Annotated in this window: 15 protein-coding genes and 1 pseudogene; all 16 read right to left on the bottom strand. The window is 34.6% G+C overall.

Annotation, left to right across the window (positions count from 1 at the left end):
- Positions 1-17 precede the first annotated feature (17 nt).
- Entirely contained in the window at positions 18-1,433 is a 1,416-nt protein-coding gene (locus tag FNW17_RS09370) for an oligosaccharide flippase family protein (RefSeq protein ID WP_144071500.1), read from the bottom strand.
- A gap of 110 nt (positions 1,434-1,543) precedes the next feature.
- Entirely contained in the window at positions 1,544-2,617 is a 1,074-nt protein-coding gene (locus tag FNW17_RS09365) for a lipopolysaccharide biosynthesis protein (RefSeq protein WP_143389616.1), read from the bottom strand.
- Between the two features lie 112 nt (positions 2,618-2,729).
- Complete coding sequence (locus FNW17_RS09360) at positions 2,730-5,156, bottom strand: SLBB domain-containing protein (RefSeq protein WP_143389615.1); 2,427 nt, start codon at positions 5,154-5,156, stop codon at positions 2,730-2,732.
- 399 nt (positions 5,157-5,555) lie between these two features.
- Complete coding sequence (locus FNW17_RS09355) at positions 5,556-6,026, bottom strand: UpxY family transcription antiterminator (protein ID WP_144071499.1); 471 nt, start codon at positions 6,024-6,026, stop codon at positions 5,556-5,558.
- 158 nt (positions 6,027-6,184) lie between these two features.
- On the bottom strand, positions 6,185-7,231 hold the full coding sequence (gene rfbB, locus FNW17_RS09350; protein ID WP_144071498.1) for a dTDP-glucose 4,6-dehydratase: 1,047 nt from the start codon (positions 7,229-7,231) through the stop codon (positions 6,185-6,187).
- A gap of 65 nt (positions 7,232-7,296) precedes the next feature.
- On the bottom strand, positions 7,297-8,580 hold the full coding sequence (locus FNW17_RS09345; protein ID WP_185965288.1) for a nucleotide sugar dehydrogenase: 1,284 nt from the start codon (positions 8,578-8,580) through the stop codon (positions 7,297-7,299).
- A gap of 64 nt (positions 8,581-8,644) precedes the next feature.
- Entirely contained in the window at positions 8,645-9,628 is a 984-nt protein-coding gene (locus FNW17_RS09340) for an SDR family oxidoreductase (protein WP_144071497.1), read from the bottom strand.
- 34 nt (positions 9,629-9,662) lie between these two features.
- On the bottom strand, positions 9,663-12,122 hold the full coding sequence (locus FNW17_RS09335) for a polysaccharide biosynthesis tyrosine autokinase (RefSeq protein ID WP_143389611.1): 2,460 nt from the start codon (positions 12,120-12,122) through the stop codon (positions 9,663-9,665).
- A gap of 13 nt (positions 12,123-12,135) precedes the next feature.
- Positions 12,136-12,924 carry a polysaccharide biosynthesis/export family protein gene (locus tag FNW17_RS09330; protein ID WP_143389610.1) on the bottom strand — a complete coding sequence of 263 codons (789 nt, stop codon included), beginning with the start codon at positions 12,922-12,924 and terminating at the stop codon, positions 12,136-12,138.
- A 236-nt stretch (positions 12,925-13,160) separates the two neighbouring features.
- Complete coding sequence (recR, locus tag FNW17_RS09325) at positions 13,161-13,781, bottom strand: recombination mediator RecR (protein WP_143389609.1); 621 nt, start codon at positions 13,779-13,781, stop codon at positions 13,161-13,163.
- A gap of 135 nt (positions 13,782-13,916) precedes the next feature.
- Positions 13,917-16,319: a GumC family protein gene (locus FNW17_RS09320; RefSeq protein ID WP_144071496.1), complete on the bottom strand. Its 2,403-nt coding sequence runs from the start codon at positions 16,317-16,319 to the stop codon at positions 13,917-13,919.
- Positions 16,320-16,459: 140 nt separating this feature from the next.
- Positions 16,460-17,257, bottom strand: coding sequence for a polysaccharide biosynthesis/export family protein (locus FNW17_RS09315; protein WP_144071495.1), 798 nt, complete (start codon positions 17,255-17,257; stop codon positions 16,460-16,462).
- 212 nt (positions 17,258-17,469) lie between these two features.
- On the bottom strand, positions 17,470-18,894 hold the full coding sequence (locus tag FNW17_RS09310; RefSeq protein ID WP_143389606.1) for an undecaprenyl-phosphate glucose phosphotransferase: 1,425 nt from the start codon (positions 18,892-18,894) through the stop codon (positions 17,470-17,472).
- 218 nt (positions 18,895-19,112) lie between these two features.
- Positions 19,113-20,210, bottom strand: coding sequence for a DUF1972 domain-containing protein (locus FNW17_RS09305; protein ID WP_144071494.1), 1,098 nt, complete (start codon positions 20,208-20,210; stop codon positions 19,113-19,115).
- Positions 20,211-20,214: 4 nt separating this feature from the next.
- Entirely contained in the window at positions 20,215-21,117 is a 903-nt protein-coding gene (locus FNW17_RS09300; RefSeq protein WP_144071493.1) for an SDR family oxidoreductase, read from the bottom strand.
- A gap of 134 nt (positions 21,118-21,251) precedes the next feature.
- Positions 21,252-21,401, bottom strand: a pseudogene (locus tag FNW17_RS09295) (IS1595 family transposase); the annotation flags it as partial.

The following is a 21,401-nucleotide window of genomic DNA, read 5'->3' as shown; positions in this document are numbered from 1 at the left end:
TATTGACCATTCTAATGCTATTTTGTTTTTAGTTCTTTAATAAAAACAACAATATGAACTATCTCTTTTTTCATCAAAATTAAATACAGTACATAAAAAAATAAAAAAATAAAAAAACCCATTATAGGATCCAATACAATCATTACATAGCAAAACAGTATTGATAAAAATAAATTATATGCTATCTTTTTAACCATCGACAAACTGTATAATTTTGAGAGATACACCTCTACTATTATAGACCTAATGGCTACAGCTATAGTCATAGAAAAAATAACAAAATTGAGATTGTTCAACAAAACTCCTACAATAGAAAATACAGAAACAATTACTAAAGAAATGACATTAAATAGTAGTAGTAATTTTTCTTTTCTCAATAGCTTCATGTAGGTACTAAAAAGAATTTGCATCTTCCCATCAAACAAACACAAAGGCAGAAGTATAACAAAATAATAAATACTATCAATGTAAGATGGTAACCAGATTTTGATAAATAGTGCAACAATAGGGAAAAAGAGATATACTCCGTTCAAAACGATGTTCAAGAAATCCAACCCTACGACATAAACCCTCTTTTGCTGCTCGCTGCCCCGTTGAATCAATAAGGGAAATAAAACAATACTAACTTGGCTAATAAACAATAAGAAAAAAGCAGTTAACGATATAGAAAATGAAATTTTACCAAATAGTACAATCCCCCATGTTTTTTCAATTAAATACCGACCTACTCCCAAAATGAGCATTCCTGCAATATTAGACAACATCAATAAGGAGCCAACCGATAGGTTTTCTTTAAATTCAATCAGACTTTTTTTGAATTCTAATGCCTTTGCAAATACGATTACTCTTCCGTGATAAATCGAGTAAATCAATCCAAACAATCGGGCAATAACATAAAAAAAAATATAATATTCAGAATTCTTTACTTGGAACGAGAATAAAAAAAATAAGAAAACTAAAAAAACAACTTTATCAATAACAGCTGAAATTGAAAACAACTTCATTCTATTAAAAGCCTGAAAAACAGTTCCAAAAAAAGTAGATAGATTGGAAAGAATCAAATATATGGAGGCAAAAATAAGAATACTCTTTTTTTGAGGATCGATGGAATAAAATAGGGCAAATAAGACAACAAAGAGTCCAACAATCAATTCTATAACAAATAGAATTTTGAACTGAGAGTTTAATAAGGTATTGTCTACCTCCGAAAAAGACTTTCCCCCATATCGAAGATAAATCCCGTCTAATAACCCTAAATGAAAAAAACCAACATAGGAACTCAAAAACAAAAAAAATTGCCAGTAGCCAAACTCTTCAATGCCTAGTATTTTAGGTATAATAAAAGACATGGATATACTCAAAATAAGTGAGAACCCTTGCGATATAAAAACGTAGGAAAAATTTAGGATAGCCTCTTTAGCCGATTGTTTCATTTATATAATTAGGAATGAACTCATAGATCTGCAAAAAATGGAAGTTAAGTTGTTGCTAAAAATTGGAGCTTCTTAAAATTTTGTTTTCTTAAAATTAACAAACACCAAAACTATTTAGCCATTAGTTGTTTCAATCTGATTCTTCCAGCCATAAATACCATTACAGAAAAACCACCCATAAAACCACCCATAATCAACCCTTTCAATTTTCTAAATTTTTCCATTTTCAAAGGGTATATGGGCCTATCTAAAACTTGTATTAATGGAGTTTCTCGCCTAACTGTAACTTTGGCCAATTCTGTTTGTTTCACTAGCTCAGTGAGTATGGCTGCATTTGCCTGAACGTCAACTTGTTTTCGTGACGATGGCACCCTACGGGCATTTAATGCAGGATTCAAATTAAAAGTATTGTCATTTGCTGTTGCCACTCCTGAAATAGCACTATTCAATTCTCTCCTAATGGAATCGGTTTGTCTTTCCAGAATTTCCATATTGGTTCTTGCTTTTTTGCTTTTAGTTGTGATATAAAACAGCCCTACTTGCCCTGCTAATGCTTCGCAAAATTCTTTAGAAAACTGTTCGTTTCCGGATGTAAACTCCATAGTGATAATATCTACTTTTTTATCTTTTTGGCCAACGGACAAACAATTTTTAGACAAATCTCCACAAATCAACCCCAAAATACTATCATGTGCTCTTGTGAAATACTTTCTTTTGGTGTTGGGTGGAAATTGAATTTTAGCATCCTTGGGTTCCTTATTCCATTTCTCCCTCCATTTCTTATTCTGAATGTACATCTCGGCAAAGGAAATAGCTTTCCCTTTATAAAAAACAGGCATCATAAGAGTTTGTTCCACCATATTTCGAGATTTAAATAACTCACTTAAATTAGCGCCTTCAAAAATACCTCCACCGCTACCCCCCAAACTCAAACCAAATTGACTGGCTAAGCTTAAGACCCCACCAGAACTTCCAGATTTATCTCCTTCAAGTGCAAATGTAAGGGTTGCTGTATATACTGGTTTTTTGGTGAGTGAATATCCCAATCCTAAGATTCCTCCAATAATACCAGCCAAAACAATAATTTTCCATTTAGAAAGAAAAAAATAATACCATGTGGCATACTTATCGAACAATCCTTTTAATGTTATTTCGTCCTTGACTATAGGTTCTTTTGTTGTCATTCCATTATCTGTTTAGGTTTTTTCTTATCCTTTGCTGCTACTCACAAACTATCTGGACTGCTTTCTGTCCTCCTGTCTTAATACTTCTATCTTAATACTAAACTATAAATCGCTATTTAAATGCCGTTACAATCAATAAAGCAAGACTCGTTATGACACTACCTACACTAACCCATTCCCCTGTACTCATCTTTCTGGTCTCAGGCTTTTCAGGCACAACAATCTGCGAACCTGGCAATACCTTTGGGTACGAACGGATAAAAAAGAAGGAACTCGAAACGGCCGCTTTCCCATTAGGATAAATAATATAGGCTTTCTTTTTCCAACCTTTGGCATCAGTTCCACCAACGGACTCTAAATAATAATTAATCCCCCTACCCTTGTTAAAAGGAATCTCAGAAGTCAAGAGAACATTTCCTGTTACTTTCACGCTCTCGTTGTAAACAGAAACCTCAATTTCATCTCCCGGAAATAGGGTGACATTGGTCTTGTCAGTAGTATCTTTAACTATTTCTCTCCAATCAACTGGAATGATAGCATATTTTAAATCCTCTTTCAATTTTTTAGTCAGTTTATTTTGAATAGAGTCCTGCTTCCCTAAATTCAAGTTTACATTTTCTATAGCTTCAATTTGTTTGGCTTGAATAGGACGTTTGATTTTTACACCATCAATATTAGCAACAGCAGTCAATCCGCCAGCACGTTGAATCACATCGTATATTTTTTCTTTTTTGTTGGCCAAAACATATTTACCAGTATAATTTACGGCACCGCTCACGGTTACCATTTCTGGTTTTTCATAAACAGCCATTCTACGAATATTCACAACATCAAAAGGAGCCAACTCAAAGTTTTTGATTTGCTCATTGTTCTCTGCCAAAATTTCTAAATTAAACAATTGTACTCTTTTAGGATTCACATCGTTTATTTCATCCGATTTGATCATTCTGGCAATTTCTACTCTTTTGGATGCAGAACCAGTTAAACCACCCGCTTGAACTAATAAATCATTCAATGTCAGATTCTCGTGAAACTCATAAACTCCTGGTTTTTTGATCTCACCATCAATCGTAATTTTATAATCTTCCTTGAAGTCTAAAATAGAATATACAGTAACAACATCTTCTTTTTGTAAAAGGATATTGGCTTCGACATCTCCTGCCAAAGCCTTGTCTAAATTGACATTCGTTACCTCAGTAGTCAAATCCGCTTTGGAACGAACTATTGTCGCTCTATTGGTATAGGCATCTTCTTTTAACCCATCGGCTTGAGCAACTAAATCTGAAACACGCATTCCCTCATAAAAAGAATAAATTTCAGGTCGAAATACCGCCCCTTCAATTTTGATACGGTTCTCAAATCGATTCAAAATCTTAGAAATTCTAAAAACATCACCAGCCAATGGTTTGTAACTGCCGTATTCTGAGGAGGAGATGTCTTTTACTTTAAAGTCTTTAGACGTTTTTTGCAATACATTAACCGAGGCCGTATAAGCAAATTCATTAAAGCCAGAGGCGAATGACAATAAATCTTTAAAAGTTTCTCCCGATTTCATCTCGAAGATTCCTGGGCGTTTTACCTGTCCTTCTAAAGTAACCCTTTGGGAATAAGCAGGAATGCGAATCACATCATTATCCTTTAAACCTACATTATCCGATTGATTCCCATTGACTAAAAAATTATAAATGTCAATTTTCTTATAGACTTTATTATTTCTCAAGAGCTCAATATTACGATAAGTGCCATTTTTTGCGGGTCCACCTCCCAAAAACAAAGCATTATAGACGGTTGCCAAAGAAGAAATAGAATAATTCCCTGGCTGTCTGCTGCCTATAATAGTTACTTTGATCGTCCGAATGCGGCTCAAACTAATACCGACTTGGGATTGCCCGGAAACAACTGTACTGTAAACTCTGGAAATGGCTCCTTTTATTTTTTGTGTGGCGGCTTCAATGGTCATACCCGAAACTGGAATTTGCCCCACATATTGAATGTTAACCTTGCCCTCCATCGTAACTGGAACGCTTGCGCTATATTCCTGAACGCCGTAAACACTAACTTGCAATTCATCACCTGGTCCCAAAACATAATTAACAGGTGTGGCCAATTTTAAATTAGGTTCAAAATTTAAATCGGGATTATCAAACAATTCCGATCCAAAAACTAGTGAATTTAAAGTGTCTTTAACTTTTTTGTTGACTATTTTTTCTTGCAGCCGACTTGGTTCGCCTTTTTTTTCATCGAAAGCATCTGTATTGGAAACAGCGGTTGGTGCAGTGGCCAATTGGGATCCCAACCTAACTTTCAATTTAGCATATTCCGAAGCGGTCATTCCTTTGGCCAACACCAAGGGCTCCACTTGTTCGATAGTGGTATTGTTGCTCACCAATTGCGCTTTTATTTTGGCGATATCACTATCCGATAAATAATCAACTTTAACAGCGCTTAAATCCGTCCCCTTTAACAAATCCTGAGCCATCAAAGCTTCGGATTGAAAAACCGCAAATACTAGAAATAGGACAATAATTATTTTTTTCATAATGAAAAGTTAATTTTAAATTTTTATAAAGAAAACGCAATCCCACAATTTTTAGTATAACCTAGGCAAATAGCCCAACAACATATTTTAGATTTTAGATTGCAGATTGCAGATTGCAGCTAATCTCTTTATTGAAACTTCTAATCCCTAACCTCTAACTTCCCTCTTCCAACGGCTTCGCCACAGCAACTCCCATCAGGCACTACTATTTTATCAAACGTTTGCAAATTTATATTAAATTAAAAAAATAGCACCTATTTTACAGAAAGAAAACACCCAGTTGAAACGGCTAAAATAAATCATTTTATTGACCTCTTATTTTACTAACAACAAACCACTTACTTCTTAAATTTGTACTTAGCAAGTATTTATTTAAATTATTAATTTTTTAAACAAAGATTATGACTCTTTTTTATTCACTTTAAGAACACATCCTAAAGATTCTAAAATCAAAATATAATGGTTTTGCTTGACTTCTCGAATTACGGCCGACTGACTTACAAAAGGCCCCGATTCCAGCACAATTTTATCCCCTTTTTTCCAATGATCTACAGCTACTTCAAATTCCTCAGGAACCGAAAGCCAATTCTTGATAATTTCTATTTCCGAATCTTTAACTAAGGCCGGTTTTCCCAACCAAAATAAATATCGAATAGCACCTGTTACTTCAAAAATTTCATTTCGTTTTTTTTCATCAATCTGAACAAAAATATAGGAATTGAATAAAGGCACACTTACTATTTTCTTTCGGTCTGACCATTGACTTACTTTGGTAATCAGCGGACAATAAGTAACAATACCAATGGTATTCAATCGCTCGGCTACTTTCTTTTCCCACTTGGGTTTAGTATACACAACATACCAATTCATAGTTTTCCTATTATCTGTTTTGGGTTATTTATTCTTAAACTTAATGCGTTACTCCTTGAACTCAAGTCTTACTTCTTAATTCTTTGTACTTAATACTAACTTCTAACTCACCACTTCTAACTTCTAACTCCTAACTTCCCTCTTCTAACCTCCACCTTCTAAGAATACATCTTCAAATAATACTTCTCATAATCGCCTGAAGTCACATTATTAAGCCATCCCTCATTATTCAAATACCAATCGATGGTAATTTCTAATCCTTGCTCGAAAGTCACTGAGGGCTTCCATCCCAATTCTTGGTTTATTTTATTGGCATCGATAGCATAACGCAAATCATGTCCCGGTCTGTCTTTGACATAAGTAATTAGTTTTTCCGACTCACCGGCAGTTCTTCCCAATTTAGCGTCCATAATTTGACACAATACTTTAACCAAATCGATGTTTTTCCATTCGTTAAAACCGCCAATATTATAGGTTTCGTGATTCCTGCCTTGGTGAAAAACCAAATCAATGGCTACGGCATGATCGATAACAAACAACCAGTCGCGGGTGTAATTTCCGTCACCATAAACCGGTAAAGGTTTGTTATTAATAATATTATTGATAAACAACGGAATTAATTTTTCAGGAAAATGATTGGGTCCATAATTGTTAGAACAATTGGTCAAGACAAAAGGCAATCCATAAGTTTCACCATAGGCTCTTACAAAATGGTCAGAACTAGCTTTAGAAGCTGAATAGGGTGAATTGGGATCATATGGAGTCGTTTCGGTAAACAAGCCTTCGGCACCCAAGGAACCATAAACCTCATCCGTGCTCACGTGATAAAAACGTTTGCCTTCGCTGTTATTTGCCCATTGTTTTCTGGCAGCATTTAGTAAATTGACAGTTCCTATCACATTGGTTTTTACAAAAGCCATAGGATCTTCGATAGACCGATCGACATGCGATTCGGCTGCCAAATGGATGACACCATCAAACAAATGGTCTTGAAACAACTGATCAATAAGAAATTCATCTGTAATATCTCCTTTTACAAAAGTGTAATTAGACTGTTTTTCGATATCGGTAATATTTTCCAAATTACCTGCATAAGTAAGTGCATCCAAATTAAAAATTTGGTACTCTGGATAGTGCTTTACAAAACGGCGAACTACATGCGATCCAATAAATCCAGCACCACCTGTTATAAGTATTTTTTTCATTTTATTTATCTTTTCTCTTTCTACTTTTATCCTAAACCAGCCTTCGGCAACCTGCTACCTAGAAACTACAACTTCCCATCAGCTTTATCTCCTAAAATTCCTTTTACATCATAAACAACACTGTTCGTATTCCTGAGGCTATCAATATCCAAATCTAAAAATTCTTTGTGAGCCACCCCCAAAATTATAGCATCAAAAGTAGCTGTCGGTGCTTGATTATTGTTTGTTAATCCATATTCGTGTTGAACCTCTGCTGAATTAGCCCAAGGATCATATAGACTTATTTTTATACCATAATCTTCTAATGCCCGAATGACATCTACAATTTTGGTGTTGCGAACATCGGGACAATTTTCCTTGAAGGTAATCCCTAACATCAACAAACTCGCTCCGTTAATGGTAATTCCTTTTTTGATCATCAGCTTGACCACCTGCGAAGCCACATACTCACCCATACTGTCGTTTAAACGACGTCCGGCCAAAATTATTTCAGGATGATACCCATTTTGCTGTGCTTTTTGTGCCAAATAATAAGGGTCAACACCGATGCAGTGTCCGCCAACCAATCCCGGTTTAAAGGGAAGAAAATTCCATTTCGTTCCTGCAGCTTCCAAAACAGCATGAGTATCAATTTCTAAAATATTGAAGATTTTGGCCAATTCATTAACAAAGGCAATATTGATATCGCGTTGCGAATTCTCGATAACTTTAGCCGCTTCGGCTACTTTTATTGAAGCCGCAAGATAGGTTCCTGCAGTGATAACGGATTGGTACAAGGCATTGACTTTCTGTCCTATTGCCGGAGTAGAACCCGAGGTAACTTTTAGTATTTTATCTACCGTATGCTCTTTGTCTCCTGGGTTGATTCTTTCAGGAGAATATCCCGCAAAAAAATCAACATTGAATGTTAATCCTGAAACTTTTTCTAATACCGGAACACATTCCTCTTCAGTAACTCCCGGATACACCGTAGATTCATAAATGACAATATCGCCTTTTTTCAAAACTTGGCCAACGGTTTCGCTGGATTTGTATAATGGGGTCAAATCGGGACGATTGTTTTTGTCCACAGGGGTGGGAACCGTAACGATATAATAAGTACAATCGGCCATTTCAGCCAGGGTCGAAGTACAATACAAACCATTATTCGTAGTCGAAGTCTCCACTAATACTTGCTGTAAACTTTCATAATCAATCTCAAGTGTACTGTCGATTCCCCGTTTAAGGGAATCAATTCGGGACTGATTGATATCAAATCCCACCACTGAATATTGGGTGGCAAACAATCGAGCCAAGGGCAAACCTACATATCCCAAACCGATAACGGCTATTTTAATTTTTGATTCCATTATTTATATTTTATAGTTTCCTGTAGTAGAAACCTAATTTTAACCTCTTCTTTTAACCTCCCCATTAGGGTGTTAAATTCTCCCAATACCAATTCACAGCCTCCTTCAATCCTTCCTGCAAAGAATATTTCGGCTCATATCCCAACAATACTTTAGCTTTATCGATACTCGCCAACGAATGCGGAATATCTCCTACTCGATTCGGACCGTAGGCTATGGCAACATCAGCAATTTTCGGATTGAATTCGGATAGATAGTCTTTTAAATAGTCAACCAAATTATTCAGGGTATTTCGGTCGCCATACGCGGTATTATAAACAGTATTTACGGCTGCTGGGTTTTGGGTGGTCATCGCCAATTCATTCATTTGAATCACATTATCAATATAAGTGAAATCCCGCGAATAATTACCGTCTCCGTTTATTTTCGGACTTTCGAGTTGCATCAACTGCATCACAAATTTTGGAATAACAGCGGCATAAGCCCCTTTAGGATCTTGCTTTCTTCCAAAAACATTAAAATACCGCAAACCAATGGTTTCCAACCCATAGGTTCTACTGAATATTTCCGCATACAATTCGTTGACATATTTAGTGATGGCATAGGGCGAAAGCGGCTTCCCTATAACCTCTTCCACTTTCGGCAATCCTTCTGAATCCCCATAAGTCGAAGAACTGGCCGCATAAACAAATCGTTTTATATTGGCATCACGCGAAGCCACGAGCATATTCAAAAAACCCGAAACATTGACATCATTGGTAGTAATGGGATCATTAATAGAACGAGGCACAGAACCCAAAGCCGCCTGATGCAAAACATAATCCACGCCTTTCACAGCATTCTGACAATCTACCAAATTCCGAATATCCCCCTCTATCAAACGAAAGTTTTTATTATTGATAAAATCTTTTAGATTGTGTCGATGCCCGGTAGCAAAATTATCCAAACAAATCACCTGATGCCCTTTGGATAAAAAATAATCACACAAATTAGAACCGATAAATCCAGCTCCTCCTGTTATTAATATAGTTTTTTCTGCTTCTTTCATTCGATTGTATATAAGGGCAAGCCTCTTTTTTAAATTATGATTTTCTTAATTTGCTGAGCGCTTTTTCAAGAATATTTCTAGGTTTATCATCCTCATTGTATCCGCTTGAGTAGGTTGTAGTACCATATCCGTAACCATATCCGTAACCATATCCGGCTCCGTACTTGGCTTTGTTTTGGAAGCCATTCAAAATAATACTGGTATTGTGTAGCTCGCCTCTTTTTACCCTGTTGTTGAGCAAAGTAATCATATCTTTTTTGGTAAAATTCTGTCTCACGATGTACAAAGTAACATCACAATATTGAGCTAATTCCAGTGCATCAGAAACCAAACCGACAGGGGGCGTATCTAATATTATATAATCGTATTTTGTCTTCAACTCTTCTATCATTTCTCTCATTCCATCGCTCATAATCATCTCAGCAGGATTTGGAGGTATGGGACCCGATAAAATAACATCAAGAAAAGGAATGTTAGTAGGATTAATAATTTCATCAATTGTTTTTTGCTTGATAAGATAATTGACAACTCCCACCTCATTCGATAAATTAAATTCCTCAAACAATTTGGGTTTACGCAAATCTAAACCAATGATTACGGTCTTTTTTTCGCTTAAGGCAAACACTGTAGCAATATTTAAAGAACAAAATGTTTTCCCTTCACCGCTGACAGAGGACGTTATCATCAACGTTTTTGCGCCTGAAACATGTTGTTTTTTGTATAAATATTGTAGTGACGATCGAATGGCGCGAAATGATTCGGACAAGGCTGATTTGGGTTTGGAATAAACAGCTAAATTATTAGAATCTTTGCTCAATCCTATAACTCCTATCAACGGTATTTGGGTCAACCTACTAATATCATCTGTGTTTTGAATGGAATTGTTAATAAAGAAAATTCCAAAAACTAAGAGCAAGGGAAAAAGCAAACCTAGAAAAAAAGCCAAAACATAATTGACAGATGTTTTAGGCCCAATAAGTCCTCCACCTATGTCTTTTGCAGGATCGATAAAATGGATGTCCGACAAATTTGCTGCTTTTACGATATCGGCTTCGCTTCTTTTTTGAAGAAAAGAATTATAAATATTATCGCTTAAATCGTATTTTCTTTTAATTTTGATTAACTCTTGCTGCTCTTCGGGCAACTGCTTGATTGTACTTTCAGCTTCATTGATTTTACTTTCTACTAACGCTAAGTCGTATTGTAAGGCAGATTTTGCTGTAGTAATATTTTCCATCAATACCTTCTTGATGGCTTCCATCTGATTGTCGAAATCTTTGAAAATCTTCTCACTTTTAACAGCATAAGCCATCTCTGATCGTTGGGTCGAAAGCGAAATTAGTTTCGACACATTCACCACAACATTGGGGTCATCTATTCCCGCCACTGATGGTGCTGGAAGTTTGGAATAATCAACACTACTTTTCAGATACGATTTTAGAGAATTATAGTAGGCTATCTTGCGACCAATTTCATCTTTCTTGACATCATATTCCAACATTTTATCCGAAAATTTAGCACCGTCACCCTCAATATCATAAATATTTTTGCCTTGTCTAAAGGATTTGAGCTCGTTGGTGGTTTCTTTCAATTGTGACTCCATCGCCACAAGAGTGCTGTCGATGAAGCGGATGGTATTAGTAGCAAATTGATTTTTACCGTCTAGTTGTCTTTTGATGAGCATTTTTACGGTCGCATTCAAATATTCGACCATTCGAGCTTTATTAGTTCCCGTCATACCAAGCGTTATGACAGAACCTCCTTTATCATCCGTCTTCACATTGATTCCTCGATACCCAGAAACCGTACCATCAAAATTATTAAATTGAACAAAATATTCGTTCCCTTTGTATAATCCAGGATTGTCTTTTATTTGCAGTTTCCAATTCAAAAACGGTAAAGAAACTACCTCGCCCACTTTGTATCGTTTAACAAAATCGCCAATTTCTACCGAAGTGGTACTGTAAGAATTATCGGAATAGGTAATCAATGAAGCCGCATTTCCTGTAAATGGAATTCGGATTTCATATTCACTTTCACTCAAAAATTTAACTTTTATGAGTGCCCCTGAAAGCTGAGCTCTGGATTTGTCGATAGTGACATAAAAAGGCGCAGCTCCATAAGCATCTACAAGATTGTATTTGCCCTGTGCAAAATAACTTATATAATATTGTAGTTTATCGACAACCAACTCATTATGAGAACGAGATTGAAGGGTTGTGCCAATAGTTTGAACCTGATCGGATGTTCCTCCCCAATTGAAAACCAAACTGGTATTAGACGTAAATAGTGGATTTGTTTCTTCCTTTACGGAGATTACAGTTTCCATACTATAAATCTTTTCTTTTCGGATATTAACTTGATATGCAATGGTGAAAGTAATAGCCAAACTCAGCAAAAACCATTTCCAATAACTTCCAATTTTAATTAGAAATCCTTTAAAATCAAATCCCGTTTCGGCTTCAAAAATTGAAAAATCCTTTATATCTAACATTTTTTGATTTTATTTATAATTTCAATATAACTAAAGCTGTGGTAACTAAAGAAATAAGGGTAATAATAGTGGAAAGCGATTCAATCCCTGTTTTTCCTGTTCCCCAAGTTTTTTGTTTGAGTGGTTTTACGTATATGTAATCGTTGGGTTGCAAATTATAATAGGGAGATTGCATCACATTAATGTCGGTAAGATCGATGTCGTGCATTTCTGTTCCAGAAGGAGATTGACGAATTATGGTCACCGATTTTCGATCTCCAGTTATAGTGATATCACCTGAATTGGCGATAGCTTCCATAATGTTGACGTGATCCTGAAAAAGAAACTTTGTCCCCATGCTTCCTACCTCACCATTGATAGTATATTTGAATCCACCCAAACGTACAATAACAAAAATATTAGCTTCTTTTTTGAAATACTCATCCAGAAGTTGTTTCTCAATACTTAATCTTAATTCTTCCACAGTATAGCCAATGGCTGTTACTTCGCCCAAAACTGGAATACGAATTACTCCATGATCATCTACCGTATAACCCGAAAAGTACAAAGAGGAATTACTGTTACCCGTTTCTCCACTATTTGTAGTGTTAAAAATGGTTACTAATTTTGGATCATCTGCTTTGATAGTAATACTCAAAACGTCATTCACCTGAAGTCGGTAAGGCTTTAACATCACCTCAGAAATAGGAACATCAGTTGAAGTACCCTTTTTATTCTGAAGATAGACAAGGTCTTTAATAGGGATGCAAGAAGTATAAAAAATACTAATTCCCAGTAATATACAGAGTATAGATTTGTTCATTATTCTATTTTAGGTAACAAATATAGGGTTTCATTTAATAATTTAAAAATATAGCCATTCATTAAACCAATTTATTGTTAATAGCTTATTTTCATAAAAAACATATTTTATATAATAGACACTTAAAGAAACAGATTAAAAGAATCGTTCAAGTGTTTATTCCCCTCAAAACAGCTACGAAATCTGTTTGTATCCGTGTTTTATCAAAGCAAATCAGCATTCCTCAGTTTCCCAAATCAATTATTCTTAAAAGACTTTTCAAACGGCACACGTTGCAAAATACTTCTTCCCAAAGTTACCTCATCGGCATATTCCAATTCATCTCCAACCGATATTCCTCGGGCAATCGTAGTGGTTACAACATCAAAATCTTGTATTTGTCTAAAAATATAAAAATTGGTTGTATCGCCTTCCATAGTTGAACTTAGGGCAAAAATAATCTCCTTGACTTCCCCTAATTTTACCTTATCGACCAGAGAATTGATATTCAACTGGCTGGGTCCTACTCCGTCTATAGGCGATATCTTACCACCTAAAACGTGATAAATCCCTCTAAATTGCCCTGTGTTTTCAATGGCCATCACATCGCGAATGTCTTCTACCACGCAAATAATTTGGCGGTCTCGCTTAGCATTGGAACAAATATCACAAATAGCAGCATCCGAAATATTATGACAACTTTCACAAAATTGAACTTCCTCCCTCATATTGGTCAGGGCTTGTGATAAAAAGGTTGTTTGTTCTTTAGGCTGTTTCAATAAATGCAACACTAATCGCAAGGCAGTTCGCTTGCCAATACCGGGCAATTGAGACATCTCATTAACCGCTTTCTCTAAAAGTTTTGATGAAAATTCCATAAGGGCAAAGATACTAATTTGTGTAAAAAATGGGTAATCGCTTAAAAAGGGTAATCTATCAAAACAAATAAACCACAACCGACAACAGTTAACCGACAACCAGTTAATTAAAAAAAGAGGCTTTCGCCTCCTTAATTATCTATTAAAAATCTTCTTATACCAAGGTTTTTTTTCTTGGGTAACCCCATAGCCATAATTCCCGTAACCATAGCCATAACCACCATAACCGTATCCTTTGGCAACTTCAGTATCATTAAGAATAAAGGCCATATTAGGCAGTTTATTTTCTTTATGTAAAATATCAGGAATAGTAAGGGTGCGTTTATCTAAATAATTGGCTCGTACCACATATACAAAAGTATCCGCATGTTTTGCTACAATTAAAGTATCCGAAACCAAACTCACGGGAGCGGTATCTACCACTATATAATCATATTCCTTTTTGAATTGAGCAAACAGTTCATCTACTTTTTTACTCATTAACATTTCGGTTGGATTTGGAGGAATAATGCCTCCCAAAAGAACATCAAAAGCATCATACCCTTTCATCGGACTAATATAATTCGTGATGGGTACATTTTTAGCTGATAAATAATCTGTTAATCCTTTAGGGTCAGAAATACCCACATATTCATTCAATTTTGGTTTTCTAATGTCCATTCCAATCAAAATTACTTTTTTTCCTGAATGAGCAAAAATGCTAGCTAAATTAACCGACAAAAAGGTTTTCCCTTCACCAGGAATGGTAGAAGTAACAAAGATACTCTTGGCTCTATCATCTGGAACTTGTGTTAACATATATTCTAAATTTGCCCTAACAATCCGAAGGGCTTCGGCTGTACTCGTTCGACTAGTTGTATCAACAATCTCGTTAGGTGACATCGATTTGGGAACGTCTCCTAAAAATGGAATGTTTAATTTATCGGTAATATCAAAGCGGTTTTTTACTTTGGTATCAAATAAATCCAAAACGTATAAAATACCAAAAGGAATCAGGAGTCCCATCAATATAGCCCCTAGATAAATGATATTTTTCTTAGGTGAAACGGGTATTTTCGAAGCTTTAGCAACATCAATCACCCTCGCATTAGGTGCTGTTGCAGCAAGCGAAATAGCAGTTTCCTCTCTTTTTTGAAGTAAATACAAATACAATTCTTCCTTAACCTTTTGTTGCCTGGCAATCACTCTAAACTGTCGCTCTTGAACAGGTATCTTTCCAATTTTAGAATCTAAAAGCCCTTCCTGACCTTTTAAATTCCTTTTCTGAATAGTCAAATTGGATTGCATTCGAGTTAAACTCTCAGCCACATTCGCTTTCAATGAAGTAATTTGTTCTTCTAATTTCACTACTGACGGATTAGAAAGAGTAGCTGATTTCAATATTCGGTTACGATTTAAAACTAATTGATTATAGCTATTAATCAACGCAGAAGCATCGGTCTGACCTGATATAATATTAGAAGGCAACAAATCCCCATTCGTGCTTTTCTTCATAAAATCCAACAAAGAAGATACCACATTCAATTGGATTTCATTCTCAACGCTTTTCTTATTATACTCACTCGAACCTTCGATAAAGAGCTTGGCTTCCGATTCAATATCGGTAAGACTATTCGACGTTTTAAAACTTTCAACATCTTTCTCTACACCATCCAACTCCTGAGTAATCAAAATCAATCGACTAGAGATAAACTTTGAGGTATTTTCGGATATAAAATTCTTATCGGCAGCAGCATCATCATTATAAATCTGAATAAGATTATCCAGAAAAACCTCTGCACGTTTGAAAATAGGATCGGTCAAACTGATGGCTACAACACTACTGGTTTTGCTGATTGGGTCGACAACCAAACGCTTCTGATAACTAGCCACAATCTTATCAAAAGGAGTAACAACAATAAAAATGGATTTGTCTTCTAATTTTTTTAAATATTTAAATTCAAAATTTTTTGTAACAATTAAATCCCCATTTAGAGTGGGTATAATTTCCCCATACCGGAATTCTTTTTTTTTGGTTAACAATACCGGAATCTCTTCCTCAAAAGTGCTTACTAATTCAAATGTATTCGATGATAATTTCACATATTCCCAATTCATTCCTTCAGTGTAAAAACTAGGTTGTACATTCGTAAAATGAACCTCGATAGGGGCATCTTTATACAGCTCTCTGGTGTTTACCCTACCCATTTCAAATATAGAAATATTCAATTCCTGCTTTTTAACTGTGCTTTCAATCAAACTTCTCGACCTTAATATTTCTACTTCATTATCCAAATTACTCTTCAGACCACTACCCAAGCCCATGTCGGCAAAAGCAGATAATTCTGAAAGCATTCCTCCTTTTTTTTCGTCTTTGACTAATATGGTGGTGCTAGCTTGATATTGTGGAGTTGTGTACCGCAAATAAAGAAAAGCAATACTAAAACAAAGAAAAACACCTAAGACAAACCATTTCCAATGGGTGAGATACTTCTCTAAAACATCCCTTAAATGAATACTATCTTCTTGGTTTTCGTCGGACATAAAATAATCTTTCATAGGTAGCTATTTTTTTTATCGGTCATACCTGCTTGCACACAAGTATTTGGATTTTATTCGCCTGTTTGCTATCGCTTGATATGTATAACTTTTAAGATTTTACAAGCAATTTACAGCTTTGCGATTTTTATAATAAATTTTTAATTGGTTGAAGTAACGATAAAGGTGATAACAGTAATCAACAAGGATGTAATAGATATGATTACCCCGGTATTGGAACCAACGGCGGCTCCATTTATTTTAGTTTTGTTAGGCTCAACATAAACCACATCATTCTGAGCTAAATAATAAAAAGGAGAATTAATAAAATCGGCCTTAGTAATATCTACTCGATTGTACGATTTAACTCCATTTCCCTCTCTAATAATTAAAATGTTATCTCTTTTCCCATAAATAGTCAAATCCTTGGCCATACTAAGAGCTTCAATCAGTGTTACCCGATCCGAATTGATAGAATAAGTTCCTGGTAAAGTCACTTCGCCTTGAACTGAAACTTTAAAATTCATAAGACGAATATTGATAATTGGATTTTTGATGTATTTAGAAATCTGGGATTTCAATAGTTGTAGCAATTCTAAACGGGATAATCCTCCCACTTTCAATGTTCCCAAAATAGGAAAATCAATAGCGCCAGAGAGATCTACTAAATAGGATTGCATTGATTCCTGACCTCGTAAATATATGCTCGAAACACCAGTAGAAGGCACACTAATAGTGTTCAAATTAAAAGGGATTGCGGATTCAGGATCTTCGGCAGAAACAATAATGAGCAACAAATCATCAGGTTGAATTTTAATCTCATATGTATTTGATTTTTCAGGTGCTGCTAACCCATCTATATTCTGATAATAAACTAATTCCTCTCTAGGTTTACAAGAAAACATAAGTACAATAAAAAGGAATGGGATTGTTTTTTTTAATAAAAAAAAATACTTCATAAAATTTCGACTTTAAATTTTGCAAATATAAACAATACACATCATGTATTGTCGGTTTTTATTGATTTTTTCGCCTTTACCAGCACTCATGACTACTTCTAGAATTAGACTCCGCCACACACAAAACAATTATAAAAAGGGTGTCAATTAGCTAGTTAGAAAAAGGGGGGAAGTCGATAAACCAGTTAAACAATTAACCGATTAACCTCCACCTAAAACGCATTCTTTTCCCCTTGAAAAACATTAACAACCGTCAACCATATAATTTTGATATCCAAAAGAAAACTCCAGTTTTCGATATACCAAATATCGTGCTCTACACGATTCTCCATATCAGCTAACTCTTTGGTTTCTCCACGGAAGCCATTCACCTGTGCCCATCCGGTAATGCCGGGTTTAGCATAATGACGTACCAAAAAGTTATTAATTAATTCAGAATATTGTTCGGTATGCGACAACATATGCGGACGTGGGCCCACTACTGACATATTGCCCACCAATACATTCAAGAATTGGGGCAACTCATCCATACTGGTTCGACGCAAAAAAGCCCCCACTCTGGTAATACGAGCATCGTTTTGTCTGGCTTGCACTTCATTCGCAGCATCATTTACATACATGGTTCGAAATTTATAACAATTAAACGACTGATTATCCCTACCCGAACGCTTTTGTACAAAAAAAATAGGCCCAGGCGAGTTTACCTTAATCAGCACGATCAGAATAGGAAACAACCATGGAAAGATAAATAAAATGACAAATAAGCAAAAACAAAAATCAAAGAACTCCTTTATAATGCGATAAAGCGGAATTTCCAGAGGTTCCTTTCGCAACATCAAAACAGGAACGTTCCCATTTCCATAAAAAGTGATTTGAACCCTATTGGATTTTGTATATTGTTGAAAATCGGGTATGTACTTAATACGAACCATATGGCGCTCACAAAGAGCTGTAAGACGATTAATTTCCTCAATTTTTTCGATATGAAGCGCAACATACATTTCGTCAATTTTTTCAGAGCTTAAATAGTTTTCGATATCTCCAAACCCACCCAAAATAGGGATTTCTAGCACGGTATCTGAATCGATTTCATCATCAAAATAGCCCATCACACGATAGCCGTAGGTAAGGTCTTTAGATAAAATTCGATTCATACGCTCTCCTGTGGCATTAGCACCCACAATGACAACTTTTCTAAAATTGTAGCCCTGAGCCCGAACATGTTTCAAAATTTGCATAAAGAATATCCGGAAACTCACTAACAGAACAAAGAAAGTTGTGTAAAAATAAACCATCCTCAAACGAGAAACTTCATCATATTTTAATACAAGGATGAATACTGCAATAATAGCTACGTGAATCAATAGCATTCGAATAGTCCGATACAGAATGGCTTCTATTCGTTCCGTTCTAATAATCCTATAAGAATCTTTGTATAACAATAATGTAATCCAGAATATATTAGTCAATAAGGAAACAGCCTTAACCTCCTTAATATCCACAATATGAAAGTATTCATAGCGAAACAAAAAAGAAAGTGCTATAGACGTATTTAGCAACACCACATCCCAAACCAAAAAACAAATCTTGTAGTAACGCGAAAAACGGTAAGTAGAGAGTGTTTTTAAAATTGACATAAGGACTTCAGTGTTTATTGTTAATATTTTTTTGTACAAATAGAATACAAGTAGAGACTCATATTGTTTGTTTTTAAATTAGCACAAAATTAGATTATTTTAATAAAATGAGAATAAGGTTTCTACTTATAAAAAAAAACTTTTTAACAATTATAAGCTACTAGCAGCAGAAATAAATCAAAAGAAATATCGATATTATTTATCCTAAACTTAGAATATTATAGAGAATCAATTATAGTCTTATATTCACTTGAAATCCTCTCCCAATTATATTCTTTACTAGCTATTTCAAACATTTTTTCTTTATTTGATTCTAAATCTTGTAAAGAAACTTTTTTTAATTCATCATTTAAAGAAGTAGCAGAAGAAAAAAAGATAGCTTTATTTTGTGTAGTTTCTCTATTAGTAGGGGCATCATAAGAAATAATTGCATTTCTCAAACACATAGCCTCTACTAGGGAGGGAGATGTTCCACATCTTGAATGAGAATGTATGTAAACTAAAGCATTCCCTCTTAAATAATCCAATTCCTCTTTGTCATAAATAGCATCTAAAAGAATCATATTAGGATGGTTACTATATTTTTCTTTTAAATCGATACCATATTTTGAAATATTCCAATTCGAAATTAGGACAACTTTGTAATCATTAAAACTCTCAAATGCTTCTAAAACTAAGTGGATATTATTATCTAATTGGGCTCTAGAAACACTTACTGCATAAGTGTTTTTTACAAATGGGTATTTTTTTATAAAATCAATACTCTTTGAGTCAATTGTATTTACATGGTCTCCACCATACCGAATAACTATGGAATTAGCTTTAAAAATATCTTTTAAACTTTTTTGATACAATAGATTATCGGCAATATTAATATCTGCAAATTTTGCAGCTACCCAATGATTAAACTTGGCCCAAAGTTTTTCAACTGTGCTCAATTTTTCTCTTTCCCATTCATTTAGTCCACCGTGATTAACAATAACTTTTTTTCTCGTCAGGTATTTTAGAGGAGTCATAAATCCTGACCCTACGGGACTAAGGTATAGAATGACATCGGCATTAAACAATGCTTGAACATAAGTAATTAAATCATAAAAAATTCCCTTAAAGCCATTGGCTTCTAATTTGAGATATTTTAGTTTAGCACCATAATATTCTTTCTCTTTATCTGGATATTTATGTGTATTACAGTACACTGTCAGTTCATAATCATCTTTCAAATATTGACAAAGAAAATCTGCTAAAGTTTCAAACCCTCCATATTTTGCAGGAACACCATGTGTACCAACTATATGGATTTTTTTTTTGTATGCCATTTTATTATTCTAAATATCCTTGATAATAATTTTCAATATATTCTTTTAATGAAACTTTCCAATCACGCATAGCATTTACTTTACGCAATTCTAATTTCTTAGTTAGCAGTCTTTCTGAAGCGGGACGTTCTGCATAATAAACGTCTTTAAAATAATCTGATTCTACTTCGTTAATTTTTACAGTTTCAGATAAACCCAATAGATTAACTAATTCTGTAGCTACTTCTAAACGACCTGTTTGTCCACCGCAAACACAATTATACAGTCCCCAATATTCTTTTTGAATCAATTCTTTTACTGTTTTGGCAAAATCGTGAGTATAGGTAGGTGTACCATCTTTATCATTAACTATAAAAAGCTCCTTTTTGCCATCTTTGATTTGCTTCATCAATTTCTGAATGAATTTTTTATCCTTTTTAGGACCAGAACCCATCATCCATCCAGCACGACAAACTAAAAATCGTTTGGCATTTTCTACAACAAATCGTTCTCCCATATATTTCGAACGGGCATAAACACCCAATGGATTTGGTATATCCCAATCGTCATACAAATCCTTTTTCCCATCAAAAATCCCCGCAGTGCTAATATACAACATAGGAATATCCAAGTAATTAGCTAAATAAACGGCATTTTCTACAGACAATGTATTGGTCATATAAGTATCATCAGAATGTTCTTCACAGAACTCCAAATCAGTGTAAGCACCCAAGTGAAAAAGATAATCTGGCGCAAAATCTTCAACATCTTTTTTATACGCTTCAAAATCACGAAAATCTAAAAATGACAACCAATCTTCATTCACATCTTTGTCTGTACATTTAATTTCGTAATCATCTTTAAATTGAGCATAAAATGCCTCCCCTAACATCCCTCCACTTCCTGCGATATAAATTCTTTTTTTCATTTTTTATATTGAATTTTTTTTTGGTTTTTTTTATTAATAATTGTAAAATTTAAATGTGTTCTATATATATATATATATTTATTGATACCTGCAAATACGTAAAATTTTAATTTTTTTTAATCATCTGCTTTTAGTCATAACCCTGTAATGCTTGCTATTAGTAGCCTGTCGAATAATTTTTCCTCAAAACACCTTCTATTAAGCTTGTAAAAGAACTCGTTTAGGTATAATTGGAGATAATTTCCTTTTATTTTGTAGAAATTTCCTAAAAAATTCCTTTTAGA

The sequence above is a fragment of the Flavobacterium franklandianum genome (assembly GCF_007097365.1).
In the GTDB taxonomy this organism is placed as follows: domain Bacteria; phylum Bacteroidota; class Bacteroidia; order Flavobacteriales; family Flavobacteriaceae; genus Flavobacterium; species Flavobacterium franklandianum.
Note: the sequence above shows the minus strand (reverse complement) of the source record. Positions and strands in the feature narration are given on the sequence as shown.